This is a genomic window from Paenibacillus whitsoniae (genome assembly GCF_003955665.1).
Classification (GTDB): Bacteria; Bacillota; Bacilli; order Paenibacillales; family NBRC-103111; genus Paenibacillus_E; species Paenibacillus_E whitsoniae.
Genome location: NZ_RXHU01000019.1, coordinates 22,019 through 38,135 on the forward strand (window position 1 = coordinate 22,019; position 16,117 = coordinate 38,135).

Below are 16,117 nucleotides of genomic sequence, written 5' to 3' on the forward strand. Positions count from 1 at the left end.
GACATACTAACACGTATTCGACAAAAATCGTTTAGGAGGGCACACCCATGCGTCACATCCAACCTCAAGAGAACATTCGCCCCATCCATAAACAGTTGGACATGCATGTTGACCGGGACTGGTTTACGGAGCTGGATAACCGCGAGCGGAGCGGAGGCCCCTGGGACGATTGGACTTTGTATCAGCTTGCCTACGAATCGGAAGAGTCGGGCCTGATCTCATCTTTTGACGATATGCTGTGCCTCGGGCAGATTGGACAGCTCGAACCGATGCCCCATCAGATCGAAACCGCAAGACGCGTGCTCAGCGAGATGAAGGGCCGGGCAATTCTGGCCGATGAAGTCGGGCTCGGGAAAACGATTGAAGCCGGTTTGATTTTAAAAGAATACATGATCCGTGGTCTCGTCCGCAAAACGCTCATTCTCGTTCCCGCTTCGCTGGTCCTGCAGTGGGTGCGCGAGCTCAATACCAAATTCGGCATTCCCGCCGTTGCGCAAAAGAAAGCCTATATGTGGGAGCAGAACGATATTGTCGTCGCTTCGATGGATACCGCCAAGCGCGATCCGCATCGGGAAATTGTAATGAACCAAGAATACGACATGCTGATTATTGACGAGGCCCATAAGCTGAAAAACAAAAAGACCTCCAACTACGTCTTCGTCAACGAGCTGCGCAAAAAATACTGCCTGCTTTTGACCGCAACGCCGGTCCAGAACGATATGAAAGAGCTGTACAACCTCATCACGCTGCTTAAGCCGGGACAACTCGGGGGGCAGCACAATTTCAAGAACAATTTCGTGGTCGGTAAAAGAACGCCGAAAAACGAGCAGCAGCTCCAGCAGGAGCTGTCCAAGGTTATGATCCGCAACCGGCGTGGAGACGGCGGCGTGCATTATACGAAGCGTGTGGTGAAAAACATCCCCATCACACTTTCGCCTGACGAGCAAGCGCTCTACGATGGCGTCACGAATTTTGTACGTACCCGTTATACCGAAAGCGCAGGCGATTTGAACAGCATGCTCTCGCTGATTACCCTGCAGCGGGAAGTTTGCAGCTCGCGCGACGCCGTTTTTATTACACTGGTCAATTTATTTAAGAAGACGGCGGAGGACTCCCCGGTCCGCGCCAAAATCTGGGAGCTCGTCGAGCTGATCCGCAGCATCAAGGCCAACTCCAAAGCGGAAACAGCGATGAAGCTCATTGAGGAAATCAATGATAAGGTCATTATTTTCACGGAGTACCGGGCTTCGCAGGAGTATCTGCTTAACTATCTCAAAGAGCATAAAATCACTGCTGTTCCCTATCGCGGCGGCATGAATCGCGGCAAGAAAGACTGGATGATGGACCTGTTCCGCAACCGGGTACAGGTGCTGGTCGCCACCGAGGCCGGAGGCGAGGGCATTAACCTGCAATTTTGCCACAACATGATCAACTTCGATCTGCCGTGGAACCCGATGCGCGTTGAGCAGCGAATCGGTCGGGTGCATCGGCTCGGGCAGACGCACGACGTGAACATTTACAATCTGTCCACGACAGGCACGATTGAGGAACACATCCTTTCCTTGCTGCACGAAAAAATCAATATGTTCGAGCTGGTGATCGGGCAGTTGGACACGATTTTGGAGAAAATCGAGAAAAAAGGCTCTATCGAGTCCTCCCTCTTCCGGATGGCGATGGAAGCGCGCTCGCGGGAGGAGCTGCGCCGCAAAATCGACGAGCTCGGCCATTCGTTCACCGAAGCCCGCGAGGAAGTGCAGATGAATACGGAGCCCCGCCCCGCCTATCAGGCCATTCTTGACCGGGTCAGCGGCGCTGGACATGCGGAGGTGCAGCCATGATGAACAAGCGCAACGTGCATTCGTTTGTGATGCGCTTTCTGGAAGCGTATAACTGTACGATTCTGGAGAAATCGCCGGCTTCCGTCACGGTGAAGCTGTCGCCCGAAGCGGACCGCGAGATGACGGGTCGCCCTTATTATTGGAGCTTCGTCGAACGGACCGGCGCGGCGCCGGAGACGATGACGTATAAGTTCGTTTTCGACGTGGAAGCGATGAAGCAGGAAACGAAGCCGAAAGTTGCTGCGAAAGCGCCCCTGCCTCCGGGAAGCAGCCCTGGCCCCGGCCTTGCTCCTGGTCCCGGCGCCGCCGCTGGCGCGTCTGACGGGCAGCCCGAGGCAGTCGGCCAGAGCGGCGACAGCATTCTCGGCCGCTACTTCGGCTTCGTGCCGACGCAGATCGCGGCGCGGGTGCCGCAGGAAGACGTGACGTTCGGCAGCCGCCGGCTCGAGCAGTTGTTCGGCATCGTGCGGGAGAAGGGCCGATTCATCCATTTGTTTGAGGAGCCGTTCCCGATGGGGGCGACGACACACGGTCCCCTCGTGTTTGACACGTGGTTCTGTGTCAACTACAAGGTGGAGCTGGCGTGCGACACGAAGCGCACGGAGATTCACTCGCTTGGGATTCAGCTGAGCAGCGGCGAAATCCGGGAGCATTTTCACAAGCAAATGCTAACGAAGAGCCTATCGCCGAAGCTGCCGGTCGGCAGTCATATTTTGCCCAGTACGATCACACTGCCGAAGGCGACCAATCTGCTGGAAATGACGCTCGAGCGCAAAATCAGCGCCTACGATCACAGCTGGGCCGATGAGGCGAACCGGCAGCATCGCAGCGAAATCGACCGCGTCGAGTCGTATTACAACAGCCTGCTGCTCAGCGCTGAGCCGAAAGAGCGGGATGAGATTGAGCAGCAATGCCGCAACCGGCTGCAGGAAATCGATTGGCAGTATAAGCCGCGCATTGTCGTTTCCGTCATTAACGGCGGTTTGTTCCATTTAATTGCTTCCCGATTTCCCAGAAAATGACGCGAGTCGCTAAAACATTGCAAGGAAGGCGTGCCAGGTTGCAACAATCTTTTTATCGCCTATCTTTTACAATAGAGTTATAGAATACTAGATTCGCCGTCAGGAGGAATTCTTATGAAGCTGTCCACGGCATTCGCAGCAGCCTGCCTCCTTATCTGCAGCCTGGGCGTCATGCCTCTGCACTCTTCGGCAGGCGATTCCGTCAAGCAGCCGGAAATAGCCCAGGAACAGCCTGCGTCGGGCAAGCTGTCCGCGCGCACAAGCGCAGCCCCACTCGCAGATACAATTCGCCAATGGCAGTCCGTACTAGCCGAAGAGCTTGACAATGCCAGTTGGAAAACCGCTACCTGGCAGAGCTATCCGCTCGGACCCGGGACGCATGGCTGGGTGGTCATCCTTTCCGATCAAGGTTCGGAAGTTGGCTATATGATCGTTCATGCCACCGAAGAAGGCGGTTATCGCTTGACGGAATACGGCACAGGCGACCATCCGTTATTTAGTCTGAACACGTTGTATCAATCTTTGATACAACAGGAACTTATTTCTTCTTCCATTTCTTTTGAAGCGTTTGCGCAAGATCCCGCCGTGATTCAAGATCGGCTGTATACAGGAACGTTGACCTCCGTCTGGAAGCTAATCTTGGCAGAGCAGACGGTATATGCCGATGCCAAGTCAGGCGAAATTTTGCCGCTAACGAAAGACCCGGAACCTGCAGCGGATGAATCTCTGAAGCCCTCGTCGCTGACGCATATCGCTTCGCAGTTGAAGCTGCCGGCCTTTGATCCCTACGACCGCCTGCCTTGGGTCCAAGGCACGCCGCTCGCAGTTGCTTCGCTCGTGGATCTCCAGCAGGCACTTCAGAAAAACGCTCAGCTTACGTATGTAACGAAGCTGTACGGCGATCAAGTGACGATGCCCCTGGCGGTCATGGGGTACACGGAGTGGGAAGCCGATCGGACGTATCTGGTGCTTGATCATAACGGCCCTCGGTATATCCCGCTTCCTTCCGCATTGGCGCACGGGAGCTTATATAACTAGCACAAAAAAGCCTAAAACCTGATTTAGGTCTTAGGCTTCTTTGGCTTGTTGGGCAGCTTCACACTGCCGAAGAACATCCGTGTCGCAAACGGAATCATGCCGAACCAACGCGTCTGCCAAGGTTCGCGCTGCTGCTTCAAAGACGCTTTCGCCTGCTGGCGAACTTCTTTCGGTGTATCCATATACGTGACAACCCGTTGGGTTATGTATTTGACAAGCTCATCGCTTTTCGCCATGCTTTCCACCTGCCTTACCGCCTAGTATACCCATTGCCGCAAGCGCCTAAACGCCGCAAGCGCGAGGCAGGTGGAGCCAGCCAGCGATCAAATTAAGCGGGACGCCCGCCGCTTTCCGCAATGATTTTATCCGCAAACGATTTTATCGTCCCGCAACCAAGCAGCATCGGCTTATTGTCACACTGCAGGAGCAGCGTCTGCGCATTCGTGTCCCAAGCATACTGAAATCCAACGTTCATCCCGACGACGGTGATCATAAATTTGCCCGAGGCTGCATTTGGAATCGAAAAGCCTTGCCTTCTGCCGACCTGTTGCAGGGCTCTGAATACCGAAGACGTAATCCCTCTGTACATCCATGTGCTGCATGCCGCCATAGGTTGGTTCACTCCCTCTCATATCAATTCCTTTTAATTGTATGAGCCGCGGCCCATATTCGTGCCTGCTTTACGCAAAAGTCATTAGTAGCAAAGAGAGAGGTGCTCAGTCAGATGCCGAAAGAAATGCTGCGAACCGAGCAGTTTTACATTCAAATGGATGAATTGAAGCATACCTTGGAAATCGGATTTACGGGAGAAGCCAACGAGCCGCTGCGATCTCTAAATCTTTCGCACGCCGAATTAACCCAGCTGTTGTATACCCTGCTGGATGTCTCCTCCGTTTTCCGCGGAGATACCGCTTATTTTGAACCGAAATCCGGGCAGGAGTCCGATGTATGATCTACCCTACAACGCTTAAAAGCACGATAACCGCTTCACAGCTGCTGTGAGGGTCTATCGTGCTTTTAATTTTTTGATCATTTTGCCTAGTTCCGGTTGAACCCTGCAATCGAGGCGATGAACCGCAAAATATACAGGAACAGGTTGATAAAATCAAGATAAATATTCAGCGCAGCCAGCGGTACTTCCTCCGCCGCAACCCCATCGCGATACTGCGCCACATCATACAGCACCCAGCCGCTGAAAATCAAAATACCGACCATCGACCATACGAGGTTCGTCATGGAGCCGAAGTTCACGAACATGCCAATGACGCTCATGAGCACCAGCCCGATCGTGCCTGCGAACAAGAAGCCGCCGAGGAAGCTAAAATCCCGCTGGGACCGGTGCGCATAGAACGCAAGTCCGCCAAAGATCGCCGCTGTCGCAAAGAACGCGCCAGACACGACGTTCGCGCCAAGCAGGCCGCCGTACACCATGATAACGGGATACAGCGTCACGCCGGAGATCGCCGTGAAGGTGTAGAGAAAGCCGTAGCCGATGTTCTTGCCGCGAATCCGAATGATCAGTGCGGCGATCAACATACCGACCTCAACAATGATAAAGAGTGTGACCAGCGAAGGCGGGATAACCATCGCACCAATCAACATGCCGATGAAGGACACCAGCAGCGACAAGGCAAATGTCTGCAGCACATGCGCAAAGCTGCCTTGCTGTGAAACCGTAACCGTTCTTTCCATAGAACGTCAACTCCCTTTGGAAAAATTGTACAACTTATGGTATGTATTATAGCCGACTTTCATGTAAGCTGCTACCGAAGATTGTGGCTGGTACGTTCGACATCTGGTCCCTGCCTCCTATTCCCCTACATACGTCAACTTTTCCGGATTTCTAACAAAAAACAGGTTGCGTACAACGCCATTCTCCACATGAAGCAACCCTGCCGTGTGCACCCCTTCGCTAGATCGAAGCACGATGCCATAGTTGCCGTTGATCTGACGTATTTCCGCCGCCACTTCCCCATTCACCATGGCATTCTGACGCACGGGACCGAGCAGGAAGCTCGCCACTCTCTCCCGTGTAACGATCGGTTCAACCGCAGCCTGCACCTTGCCGCCCCCGTCGGAAACCAGGACGACCTCCTGATCCAGCATGGCGAGAATTTGATTTATATTACCTTGCTTGAGCGCCGCCAAAAAGGCTTGAATCCATTCTTGACCGGCTCCTTCATGAGGCGCCAGCTCTTCTTGGCGCAGACCCATTTTTGCATTGGCGCGGCTGAACAGTTTGCGGCAATTCGCTTCGCTTTTCTCAAGAAGCTCGGCTATCTCCTGATAATCGAAGCCGAGAGCCTCTCGCAGCACAAACACACTTCGCTCCGCCACAGATAATCGTTCAAGCAGCACAAGCATGGCGTAGGATAAAAGATCTTCGTGAACGACCGATTCCAAGGCATCCACTTCGGAAGTGAGAAACGGCTCCGGCAACCACTCACCAAAATATTCCTCCCGTTTCTTGCGGGCCGTCTTGTGTAAATCCCGGCAGCGATTCGTGACCATTTTGCATAGATACGCTTTCGGATTTGCCAGCTGCTCCACGTGGATGTCCATCGCTTTCAGAAAAACATCCTGCACGACATCCTCACTGTCCGAAACCGATCCGGTCAATTGATAAGCGAGCTTGAATAACAGCCCTTTATACTGTGTATATAATTCATTCATCGTTCGATACCTTCCTTGATGAGGTGTCTATTGTGCATGCCAAGCAATATCTCTATCCATAAGACAACAAAGGGTATCATTTTGTGACGCGTTTGCCTACCTTGCCATTTGAAACAGCACATGTCACAGAACGGATGACCACCTCGTTATATGAACGAGACTGTAAAAAAAACAAAAAAGAGAGGTGTGTCCCCATGACACAACGAGTAAATTACATGCAGCAATCTCCGGAAATTTTCAAAAAAATGATGGAGTTCAGCAATGCCGAAAAAGAAAGCGCCATTGATGAAAAAACGCTTCATCTCGTGCACATTCGAGCTTCCCAGCTTAATTGCTGCGGCTTCTGCCTCGACATGCACATCAAGCAGGCCAAAATCCATGGCGAAAGCGAGCTGCGCCTATACCATCTCCCGATCTGGCGTGAATCGAATCTGTTCCTCCCACGCGAACGCGCTGCGCTGGCATGGACCGAGATTCTGACCAAACTGCCTGAGCACGGCGTACCGGATGAGGTTTACGATCGTGTTCGCGCCCATTTCTCTGAGAAGGAACTTTCAGATCTTACCTTCTCCGTGATGGCGATTAATGCTTGGAACCGGATCAACATTGCTTTCAAAACAGTTCCGGGCTCGGCGGACACGGCGTTTGGATTGACGAAGGCTGGGCTGAAGTAATTGAGCGCTCGTCGTGCCAATTTCACTGCGAGATTCGGTTAACAGAAAAGGGATGTCACCCAGCCATGAATGTGGCTGGGTGACATCCCTTTTTTCAAAAACGGTCTTACCCCATATGGATCCCGCCATTTACATACGTGCATGTGCCCGTAAGGAAACGGCTCTCTTCGCTCGCCAGAAAAGCAATCGCGCCTGACACATCATTCGGCACAGCCACACGCTGCAGCGGCGTCATAGCGGCAATTTGCTGCTTGACCGAAAACGGTGTATCATTCGACGCTTCCGTCTGGACGAGTCCCGGGGAAATGACGTTGGCCGTGATCCCGTACGGGCCTGCTTCCAATGCTACATATTTGGCATAGGCATTCAGCGCCCCTTTGGCGGTGCCGTGCGCGGACATATACGGCAAAGCCGTATCCGCTGCTCCGCTGGAAATGTAAATAATCCTTCCATATTTTCGTTCAACCATGCCGGGCAGAACCGCCTTTGTTAACGTAAACGTCGCTTTCATCTCATCATTCAGCTTCTGCGCCAGCTCCTCCCACTGCAGCTCGATCAACGGCTTCATCACAAAGGACATATGTGCATTGCTGACCAAAATATCAATACCGCCCAGCGTTTCTTCGATGTGTGCCACAGCCTCTCTCACCTGTTCAGGCTCCCTCACATCCGCCTTTGCCAATTCAGCCGTCCCTCCGGCTTCGCGAATCCGGTCCACGATAGCTTGCGCAGCATCTGTCTGCCGAACATAATTGATCGCCACCTTAGCACCTTGTTGTGCCAGCATCAACGCCGCTGCCGCCCCAATTCCCCGGGCTCCCCCTGAAATAAAAGCAACTTTCCCCTGTAAATTCATCATTCTGATTTCCTCCTCATCATAGATAAGATACTTTCCTGGTCCGCGTTCCGTTGCCTACATCGGTTTGACAATCATAAACAGAATTAATATAATGCCGAGAATCGAAGCCGTGTTATACAGCCGATTCGCTTTGGCAAGAAGTGCTGTTTTGTTCGTCGCTACTCCCGGATCGTTCTCTGCATCATCGCCGATATTCAGCAATTGCATCAATTGCTTCAGAACTGGCCCTAGCATCCCCACGGCAACGATTTGAATCATCACATAAAGAACCAGAGAACCCAGGATCCAAAGGTCCGCGAAATTCCAGCCCGTTGCAGCAACAAGCGCCACGCCCGAAACAACAGCAATCGAACCGCCGATCTTCGGAAAATAGTTAAGCAGGCCGAACAGCGCCAGCGACTGCTGGAGCTGATTACTGCTCTGCTTCTTCCTAAGCAAAATATGACCGAAATACGTTGGTCCGATGCCGATCATTGCTGACAGCACATGAATCCATATAAGCCATTCCATCGTTTACCCCTCCTTATCATGTGTTCGGACACGATACGACGCTTTCGCCCTCCCTGCCATTGAATGTATCATGAAGGATTCCTTCTTCGGAATTATACGAACGTATAGTTTCTGGTCAGTTGGCACAAAGACACAGCGCAAAGCAAATAAGCCCACACCGCAAGTAGGGTGTGAGCTTATTTGATGCCACTGCTTACACGAGAAATTTGTGCTCCGATGTGCCAGAAGGCTAATTTTCGGCACAATTTATCCTGACCGTTTTGTGAAACTCAAGTCTTTGGAAAAGTGAACACTGGCAAAAAATAAAAACAACCCCTCTTCGAATCATCAAAGAAGGGTTGTTTTATGATGCGGTCGAGAGGACTCGAACCTCCACGGGGGGTTAGCCCACACGGACCTGAACCGTGCGCGTCTGCCAATTCCGCCACGACCGCATGTCGAAAAGCTTGCTCAACTAATATACCACGCAGGAAATGGCTCGTCAACAAATCTTTCACACAATTTTTTGTATAAATTGCGCCTGCTTTCCTCACCCTACATCCAAAGGAGGGATGTCCCATGAATGAAGAGGAAATCCAAGAGCTTGAACCGAAATACACCGCCAACGAACGCCACTTGAACGAAGGCGAAGCCGAAGAAATCGTGCATGAGCCGAATTTCCGAAACGGAAGTGAAGAAGACGACCTGGCTGAGATCGATGCGTTGGCTGTCGGCCTCGCCTATGGGGTTTTCCGCCGCCAATAGCAAGGAGTCGCAATAAGGGGGCACAGTGTCGCGCAGAGTCGTAGACACTGTGCCCTCACCTGTTACAGCCGCTGCACAGCCTCGCTGTATTTCATGCCCGACGCAAGAATCGCCTCATACACGGTGCGCCCGATAAAATATCCGAGCGTCGTCGCCGTCCCTGCATAGTGGTAAGTCGGGCCTTGCCCTGTCGCCGCGATCAGCACGGCGTCGGTCGTCGTCCCCGTCGCGGCTTCGCCATCGACGGTGATGCCAAGAGCCTGCAGCGCCGCGGCCTTCGCCTCGGTCGCGGTAATGACGGCGTTGACCATCGCGGCATCGGTCAACGCACCTGCAACAACGACGATCGAATTAATCGTCCCGATCGTCTCCAAATACAACTGCGACGCGTCCTGCACCGCCCCCGCGCGCGCCTTATTGCCGAGGCCGACGGTGACCCAGGCCTCGACGCGCAGGACGGCCGCTCCCGCTGCCGCCGTCCCTTCCTCCGGCCACGCCATCGCGTGGTGACCGACATCCGCGACGTACGCGGCCGTGAGCATCCCCGCCGTCGCCTCTGGCTCCAGACCTTCCCGTTCCAGGAAGGTCTCCATCTCTTGCAGCGGGTTCGGCTCATTGTAGAACTTGCTCACCTGCCGGTTGACCAGGTGCCGATGCCAGCCGAATCCGCCGCCCCATGGCGAAGAGTTCAACGTGCGCATCGGATTGTCAGCGCCGACACGCAAGTACTCTCCATGGGGCGAGCAGACCAGCTCGGCGCGAACCCCGCCAGGCGCCGCAGACGCACCCGAACTCCGCTCATTCCTCATCGTGCGACAGATCGTCCGGCTCGATCGGATCCTGCGGAAGCATAAATTCCGGCGGCCGCTCCGCCTCGTACGGCTGGTACACGTAGCCGCGCCCCAGCTTGACGACGCGGCGGTTCTTTTTGCGAATCATGACGGTTTCATCATCCCAAGCAACCACGAAGCCCCGCACATCATTGGCCGGGCTGGCATCCCGAATCACACGCAGGAGCGTGCCGTCCACACGGTATGTATCTAACTGTTCATCTGTAATCAACGAAATGACCTCCCTGGATGTATATAACGAGCCGTTCGCCGTCGGGCGAACGACCGGCCAGCATCTTGCGTTAAACTGTGTTCCCGTTTAGCATACACCATTTTCCGAATCCGCGAAACGTTACATAATTAGGTTGGGAATAGGCTAACTTAACGAAGAAGAAACTTGACAGCAGCAGGCAAAGCGCAACCTAACTACGACCTGTACGGGAGGCAATCTGACGATGAACGAAGTCAAACGAACCTACTACATCAACGTCGGCACCGGCGAAGTGCTGGAAGATCCGACCACCCTTGACTATCAATTTGAAATCCAAGCAACCGAGGAAGACCTTGCCAAGCTGCAAGAGCTTCTGGAAGAAGTCGACAACACCTCGCAAAACAGCTACGGCGCCACCTGGCTCCCTTGGAAAGTCTACTATTCGGTTCCGCAGGATCAGGAATACGACTATTATTTGACCGAAGTATACCGTGCCATTCACCGCCTCGGCAATGAACACACCAGACGGCATATTGAAAGCATGAATGTTCTGAATCAAGGTGTATAACGGCAAAAGGCCAAAGATTCCACAACCGGAACCCTTGGCCTTCACCTTCGTATATGAACAATTAACTGACATGTTCCTTGGAATCATTCGTCTCAAACCAGAAATCAAGGACTTTGCTTGACATCACACGTTTCTTGATATATTCCGCTTGACTTGCCGAGAATTGCTGCTCCCACTCGTAGCCTAGCTCAGTGCACAGCTTTACGATAGTTAACAATTCAGACCAAGCCACATAGCGCTTATACCAAAAAAATTGAGGATGTTCGATCATATACGGATACAGATCGTCAAACTCTGTATGTTTACAATCTAATGCTCGTTCAAAGTGCGTTTTCGCTTCCTCAAGCTTCGACATAAAATATTCGATCGAACCATTTTCGATACCCATAGATGTCAGCCTCCTCTCTTACCTTGTAACCATTATAAAGGATAAATCGTTTTCAGGGAAGTAGAAGTCTCCATGTAAAATCAGTCAAATGTTACGCGCCCGCCTTCAAGCGAGGCAATGCGTGCCAAAGATTCAACGCGGATGCCCTTCTCGCGAATCGAGTTGCCGCCGGCTTGGAACGATTTTTCCACTGCGATCCCTACGCCGACCAGCTCGGCGCCCGCCTTTTCTACAATGCGAATCAACCCGCGCGCCGCGTCGCCATTGGCGATGAAATCGTCGATGATCAACACGCGATCTCCTGGATGCAGCAAATGGGAGGACACCATAATGTCCGTCACAATCCCTTTCGTAAAAGAAGGAACACGCTCGCTGTACGTATCCTGGTCCATTGTCAGGGTCTTTTTTCTTCTCGCAAAGATCATCGGTATTTCAAGCGTAAGCGCCGTCGTATACGCAATCGGGATCCCAGAGGATTCCACCGTCAGCACTTTGTCCGGCTTGGTTTCTCTGAACAATCTTGCAAACTCTCTCCCCATTTCCAGGACTAGAGCAGGATCGATCTGATGATTCAATATCGTATCGAGCTTTAAAACTTTATCCGAAACCACGACGCCGACTTCTTGAATCCGCCGTTTTAACAATTCCATGGACATAACCCCCTCTGCCTGTCTATTATGAGTAAATTACCATACCGACAACACTCGTTTCAAGTCAAAAATAAAAATGTCGCGAAGATTGAAACTTTTTCCATCCTCTAACTGTCTATTCTTATATAGAAGAAAATCACGCTGCGATTTCGTTCTTGAATTGCTCACATTTGGGCATCTAGATGCATTGAAAATCGGCCGATAAACGGTATGATTAAAACAGTCGTCATTTTTAGTTGACATGATCCTAGTCTCGCGGAAAGGATAGATCGCCTTGAACAGCCTCATAAAACCTATTATACAAGGATGTGTGCCGGTAGCGGTCCTATCCGTTCTTGTAACGGGATGCCAGGATGCTGCTGCCCCATCTCCACTCGCATCAACCTCGCCTGTCTCGACCTCCACCTCTTACGAATGGCGAGACGAGCCTACGCCGACAATCGCTGTCGCGATGCCTTCCGCAACACCGAATCAGGAAGACAACAAGCAGCATGAAGCACAGGTTGCCGGAGCCTCGTCTACGACGACGCAGGAAGTCGATGTACCGCAGTCAATTGTGAACCCGAAATCGACACCGAAGCCGAATGTGAAAGCCGAGAATGCTTATCAACAGGAAAAGCCTACACTTATGGGCGTCAAAATAGGAAGTGCCAAAGGCGACGTCGTCGCGCTCTTCGGTAAAGCGAGCAAGCAGTTTGCCATGGAAGAAGATGGGATCGAGGTGTATGATTACGGCGACTTCTCCTTTGGTTTTACAAGCAAGGGAATCGTAGAATTCGTCGACGTCCACTCCGGCGACATTGATCCTGGGCTGCATGGCTTGCGAATTGGACAGCAGGTGCAGGATGCCCTCTCCATTCTTGGCAAGCCGGATGCGAAGACCGCCTATATGCTCTCGTATAAAGCGCAGGGCACCGTGCTGAGATTGGATCTGGATCCCAAAGACTCGACGATTCAGTCGGTCAAGTTGTTTGGCGGGCAGTAAAGGAATAGCTGAACACGAAAGAAGCCGCCTTGCCTGGTAATTAACCGAGCGAGGTGGCTTTTTACGTTACCATCAGAGACTGCGAGGAAATAAAGTACCGCTAATTTCCTCGCAGCTCATTAATACTCCGTAACATCCTCTTTCAACACCGTGCAATGCTCAATCCGATACGACTCCCGCGTATCCGCCTGAAAGGCGTGGAACTTGACCCCCTCCAGCGAAAGCCGCTCCACATGTCTGACATCCATAAACGTCGTTCGGCTCCAGGTCGGATAATAGTTCTCGGAGACGAGGTCGGGATGCTCGAATCGCATGTCCCAGACTTTCGGATAGTCTGCCGGAATGTCTTCTTTGTTAACGCCGCCAATAAACGTGTACGTCACATGTTTGAGCGTTAGATCGCGGATCGGATGGCTCTCGCAAGCGTCGATGCGAATCCCGTTAAAAGATGGACACCCCATCACATCATCCGTAAAACGGTAGTGGGTATTGTTCATCTCCTCGTCATCCGTCGCGATGATGTCCGAGAGTAGAATGCGTGCCATCGTCCCGATCTCCGGCATCGCTTCAAGTCCGACAGAAGAGCCGATCACGTCCAGACGGTTATTCAAAATGATAAAGATCGGCCGCGTCACATTGCGCATCACGAGCCCTTGCGCCACGATGTCGGTGATGCTGCCGCCTTCGGTGCATTCGATCTTGATGCCCTCACGCCATACGTTCTCAAACGTGCAGTTATGAATAGCCACATTGGAAATATCCCCGACCGATTTCAGCCCGATCCGAATGCCTGCGCAAATGGACGTAAAATGGCAGTTGACAATATGGACATTTTTCATTGGATAATCCTTGCTGCTGGCTTGTAAACAAAGATTGTCGTCGGTTCCGAGAATGCGGCAGTTGGAGATGAACACGTTTTTGCAGCCGTCGTAATCCAGCCCGTCCCCGTTATACCTGCGGTCATTGCGGATGTCCAGGCCGTCGCACCAAATGTTCTCGCTGTCGAGAAAAGCGGTCGTCCACGCCGTCGAGTTGTGCAGCCGAAGACCTTTCACATGAATGTGCGCGCATCTCAAAAAACGCATCATCATCGGACGGTCGATCGTCCCCTCATTCGGAAAGCATTCCGCATTACCGTTGATCTCGCCTTGGCCAATAACGCCAATATTCGTCGCATCCTCCGCGTAGATCAAGCACTTATCCATATCCTTTTCGTTCACATAGCGGTTGTAGTGTGTCCCGTCCGCATAATCGCGAATATCGGGGTTCGCCAGCAGAACTGCCGAAGCATTTACTTGCAAATAGACATTAGATTTCAAAAAAATCGTGCCGCTGACGAACGTTCCACCCGCCAGAACAACCGTGCCGCCCCCCGCTTCCGCGCAGCAATCGATCGTCTGTTGAATCGCCGTCGTATCTACGGTAGTTCCATCGCCAACAGCCCCAAAATCTTTTACGTTATACATATCAAGCAATTGGCTCGCCCTCCAACGTGTTCTGAATGTTGTCATGCCTCTCTACATGCTAGTTCATGCGGCTGTCGCTGGGTATGCGTTTTTTTCAGGAAAACGTGCGTTTTTTTAACGAGTTTCCCGGCATCCGTACTGCCTAAAGATCGAGATCCATACACACATCCCCATGTGTGATTTTGAGATGACCATCTGCATAATGGACGGCGTCCAAACGTCGCTCCCCTTGTGTTTTCGCATGCAAAATCGTCAGAAATCCGTCCTTGGCATCCGCCACGGCACGAATGTAATCCAGCGTCGTTCCATCTCCGGGCTTGCCCGGCGTAAATTGCGTCGCTCGCCCTTGCTCAATCCACGATCGTTTGACGCGGCTTGCGAGCACCGTTTCGAGCTCAACGCCGTAATAGCCTTCTGATACATAGGAAGCTCCGTCCTTTGCCGTGCTCACCGCCGCAACCGGCAGGCTGAACAGCACCTCGCCCTCGAAGTCGTAGATTCGATCGTAAATGACATAAAGATCATGTTGTTTGAGATAACGGATGTCTCTTCTGTGTCTGCCTGCGCCTTCGGGATTCAGGATCTCAATGGAGATAAAATCTATCTCCTCGCCTGGCGCATAAGCCAGGACATGGCTCGTTCTCGGCACATCGACCCAGCCGCGTTCTAGGCTGTACGTGCCCGCCGTCAAATTAATCGCGCCGCTGCCGGATTTTGGGAAAGCCTTCCGACGCGTCGCAAACTGTACGCACGCGTGCGAATACGAGGAAATATGCCAGCTCGTGCTGCTGTCAAAGTAGCCTTCAATGCCGGAGTCCATGACGAGCGGCACAGCATTTTTATACAGGATAAAAGACCCTTGATCCAGGTGCCCGTGGCCGATCGGCTGAGGGCTGGACATCACGGCGAAATAGCTTCCGTGACCATCCCCTCTGAATATGTGGAGGCCCGCATCCGAGTAGCTCACCTCAGAGGAGTGCGCCAGTTCGCCGTCGCACGCATAACGGTCGCTAAGCGCGAGCAGATTGTCCAACGCAATCCCTTCGCCCCACAGCTTCTTGAACGGCTTGCCGGCCTTCACCCATGTCAGGTACATGCGATCGGCGAGCGCCTTATTCACCTTCGCGACATCGGCCAGATATGTCGTGTAGCTGCCGAACTCCGCGCCGCCGCTCAGCGCGTGATCGCCAAAGGGCGGCGTTCCGATGCGGCCGCTAAAAAACGTATAGCCCGGCGTCTGCACTTGCACGCTGAAATCGAACATTTCAGGCAGACGCGTCGTGGCAAACCAGTTGTCTCCCATCATGTGGGCAACGACCTTCGCGTAACCAGCAAAGCGCTCCAGCGCCGCATGATGATACCGAATCGACTCCGGCCACGAGCCGTCGGGGTTCACATTCAGCGATAGCTGCGCTTGCAGCACGGCGTGCGCGTTATAGAGCCAAGCCTTGCGGTTCGGAAAATCGTCCAGCACGAGCATCATATAAGCGGTGCCCGCGCACATATCCGTCTGCCAGTTGCTGCAGCCCCGCTGCGCCGCTTCGGCGGTTAGCTCCGTCCGGTCGCGCAAATCCAGCATATAGCGCAGCAAATACTCGGTCATCGCATAGAACCGGCCCTTCTCCTCCTCCGTAAAGACGCCGGCCATCTTAATCAGCGAG

At 52.8% G+C, this 16,117-nt stretch carries 20 protein-coding genes and 1 tRNA gene; 8 read left to right on the plus strand and 13 right to left on the minus strand.

Features of this window, described 5'->3' with window-relative positions:
* Positions 1 to 47 precede the first annotated feature (47 nt).
* The 3 genes from EJQ19_RS07610 to EJQ19_RS07620 all read left to right on the plus strand — a co-directional run bounded on the left by EJQ19_RS07610 (position 48) and on the right by EJQ19_RS07620 (position 3,898).
* Positions 48 to 1,838, plus strand: coding sequence for a DEAD/DEAH box helicase (locus tag EJQ19_RS07610; protein WP_126140610.1), 1,791 nt, complete (start codon positions 48 to 50; stop codon positions 1,836 to 1,838).
* On the plus strand, positions 1,835 to 2,860 hold the full coding sequence (locus tag EJQ19_RS07615) for a YqhG family protein (protein ID WP_126140611.1): 1,026 nt from the start codon (positions 1,835 to 1,837) through the stop codon (positions 2,858 to 2,860). Before EJQ19_RS07610 ends, EJQ19_RS07615 begins: the two co-directional genes overlap by 4 nt.
* A gap of 114 nt (positions 2,861 to 2,974) precedes the next feature.
* A complete protein-coding gene (locus tag EJQ19_RS07620) occupies positions 2,975 to 3,898 on the plus strand; it encodes a hypothetical protein (protein WP_126140612.1) in 924 nt (307 codons plus the stop codon).
* 23 nt (positions 3,899 to 3,921) lie between these two features.
* Here the strand turns inward: EJQ19_RS07620 and EJQ19_RS07625 are convergent, their stop codons facing one another.
* Complete coding sequence (locus tag EJQ19_RS07625; protein ID WP_126140613.1) at positions 3,922 to 4,134, minus strand: YqzE family protein; 213 nt, start codon at positions 4,132 to 4,134, stop codon at positions 3,922 to 3,924.
* Positions 4,135 to 4,226: 92 nt separating this feature from the next.
* Positions 4,227 to 4,508: a hypothetical protein gene (locus tag EJQ19_RS07630; RefSeq protein WP_126140614.1), complete on the minus strand. Its 282-nt coding sequence runs from the start codon at positions 4,506 to 4,508 to the stop codon at positions 4,227 to 4,229.
* Between the two features lie 114 nt (positions 4,509 to 4,622).
* Between EJQ19_RS07630 and EJQ19_RS07635 the strand changes: the two genes are divergently transcribed.
* A complete protein-coding gene (locus tag EJQ19_RS07635; RefSeq protein ID WP_126140615.1) occupies positions 4,623 to 4,850 on the plus strand; it encodes a hypothetical protein in 228 nt (75 codons plus the stop codon).
* An 86-nt stretch (positions 4,851 to 4,936) separates the two neighbouring features.
* On the opposite strand, the gene EJQ19_RS07640 is transcribed toward EJQ19_RS07635, so the two are convergent.
* Together EJQ19_RS07640 and sigJ are read right to left on the minus strand one after the other, a co-directional pair.
* Positions 4,937 to 5,590, minus strand: a complete 654-nt coding sequence (locus EJQ19_RS07640; protein WP_126140616.1) for a Bax inhibitor-1/YccA family protein — start codon at positions 5,588 to 5,590, stop codon at positions 4,937 to 4,939.
* Between the two features lie 117 nt (positions 5,591 to 5,707).
* Positions 5,708 to 6,571: an RNA polymerase sigma factor SigJ gene (sigJ, locus tag EJQ19_RS07645; protein ID WP_126140617.1), complete on the minus strand. Its 864-nt coding sequence runs from the start codon at positions 6,569 to 6,571 to the stop codon at positions 5,708 to 5,710.
* Between the two features lie 194 nt (positions 6,572 to 6,765).
* Between sigJ and EJQ19_RS07650 the strand changes: the two genes are divergently transcribed.
* The gene (locus tag EJQ19_RS07650) at positions 6,766 to 7,245 is read left to right on the plus strand and encodes a carboxymuconolactone decarboxylase family protein (RefSeq protein WP_126140618.1); all 480 of its coding nucleotides are present in this window, start codon (positions 6,766 to 6,768) and stop codon (positions 7,243 to 7,245) included.
* 106 nt (positions 7,246 to 7,351) lie between these two features.
* Here the strand turns inward: EJQ19_RS07650 and EJQ19_RS07655 are convergent, their stop codons facing one another.
* The 3 genes from EJQ19_RS07655 to EJQ19_RS07665 all read right to left on the minus strand — a co-directional run bounded on the left by EJQ19_RS07655 (position 7,352) and on the right by EJQ19_RS07665 (position 9,048).
* Positions 7,352 to 8,104, minus strand: a complete 753-nt coding sequence (locus EJQ19_RS07655) for an SDR family NAD(P)-dependent oxidoreductase (RefSeq protein ID WP_241242788.1) — start codon at positions 8,102 to 8,104, stop codon at positions 7,352 to 7,354.
* A gap of 54 nt (positions 8,105 to 8,158) precedes the next feature.
* Positions 8,159 to 8,614 (minus strand): DUF2269 family protein, encoded by a 456-nt coding sequence (locus tag EJQ19_RS07660; protein ID WP_126140620.1) that lies wholly within the window; start codon positions 8,612 to 8,614, stop codon positions 8,159 to 8,161.
* A gap of 349 nt (positions 8,615 to 8,963) precedes the next feature.
* Positions 8,964 to 9,048, minus strand: a tRNA-Leu gene (locus EJQ19_RS07665).
* Positions 9,049 to 9,172: 124 nt separating this feature from the next.
* Here EJQ19_RS07665 and EJQ19_RS07670 point away from each other — a divergent pair.
* Positions 9,173 to 9,358 carry a hypothetical protein gene (locus tag EJQ19_RS07670; RefSeq protein WP_126140621.1) on the plus strand — a complete coding sequence of 62 codons (186 nt, stop codon included), beginning with the start codon at positions 9,173 to 9,175 and terminating at the stop codon, positions 9,356 to 9,358.
* A gap of 62 nt (positions 9,359 to 9,420) precedes the next feature.
* Here the strand turns inward: EJQ19_RS07670 and EJQ19_RS07675 are convergent, their stop codons facing one another.
* Both EJQ19_RS07675 and EJQ19_RS07680 read right to left on the minus strand, forming a co-directional pair.
* Complete coding sequence (locus tag EJQ19_RS07675) at positions 9,421 to 10,167, minus strand: adenosylcobinamide amidohydrolase (protein ID WP_126140622.1); 747 nt, start codon at positions 10,165 to 10,167, stop codon at positions 9,421 to 9,423.
* Entirely contained in the window at positions 10,157 to 10,420 is a 264-nt protein-coding gene (locus EJQ19_RS07680; RefSeq protein WP_126140623.1) for a hypothetical protein, read from the minus strand. Before EJQ19_RS07680 ends, EJQ19_RS07675 begins: the two co-directional genes overlap by 11 nt.
* Positions 10,421 to 10,643: 223 nt before the next feature.
* Between EJQ19_RS07680 and EJQ19_RS07685 the strand changes: the two genes are divergently transcribed.
* Positions 10,644 to 10,967 (plus strand): hypothetical protein, encoded by a 324-nt coding sequence (locus EJQ19_RS07685; protein WP_126140624.1) that lies wholly within the window; start codon positions 10,644 to 10,646, stop codon positions 10,965 to 10,967.
* Positions 10,968 to 11,028: 61 nt separating this feature from the next.
* Here EJQ19_RS07685 and EJQ19_RS07690 read toward each other — a convergent pair whose 3' ends face one another.
* Both EJQ19_RS07690 and EJQ19_RS07695 read right to left on the minus strand, forming a co-directional pair.
* Positions 11,029 to 11,355: a hypothetical protein gene (locus tag EJQ19_RS07690; RefSeq protein ID WP_126140625.1), complete on the minus strand. Its 327-nt coding sequence runs from the start codon at positions 11,353 to 11,355 to the stop codon at positions 11,029 to 11,031.
* An 80-nt stretch (positions 11,356 to 11,435) separates the two neighbouring features.
* A complete protein-coding gene (locus EJQ19_RS07695; protein WP_126140626.1) occupies positions 11,436 to 12,005 on the minus strand; it encodes a xanthine phosphoribosyltransferase in 570 nt (189 codons plus the stop codon).
* Positions 12,006 to 12,315: 310 nt separating this feature from the next.
* On the opposite strand from EJQ19_RS07695, the gene EJQ19_RS07700 reads away from it, so the two are divergent.
* On the plus strand, positions 12,316 to 12,990 hold the full coding sequence (locus EJQ19_RS07700; protein ID WP_126140627.1) for a hypothetical protein: 675 nt from the start codon (positions 12,316 to 12,318) through the stop codon (positions 12,988 to 12,990).
* Between the two features lie 119 nt (positions 12,991 to 13,109).
* Here EJQ19_RS07700 and EJQ19_RS07705 read toward each other — a convergent pair whose 3' ends face one another.
* On the minus strand, positions 13,110 to 14,456 hold the full coding sequence (locus tag EJQ19_RS07705) for a glycoside hydrolase family 28 protein (protein ID WP_241242790.1): 1,347 nt from the start codon (positions 14,454 to 14,456) through the stop codon (positions 13,110 to 13,112).
* Positions 14,457 to 14,598: 142 nt separating this feature from the next.
* A partial coding sequence (locus tag EJQ19_RS07710) for a heparinase II/III domain-containing protein (protein ID WP_206438381.1) occupies positions 14,599 to 16,117 on the minus strand: 1,519 nt, incomplete at its 5' end.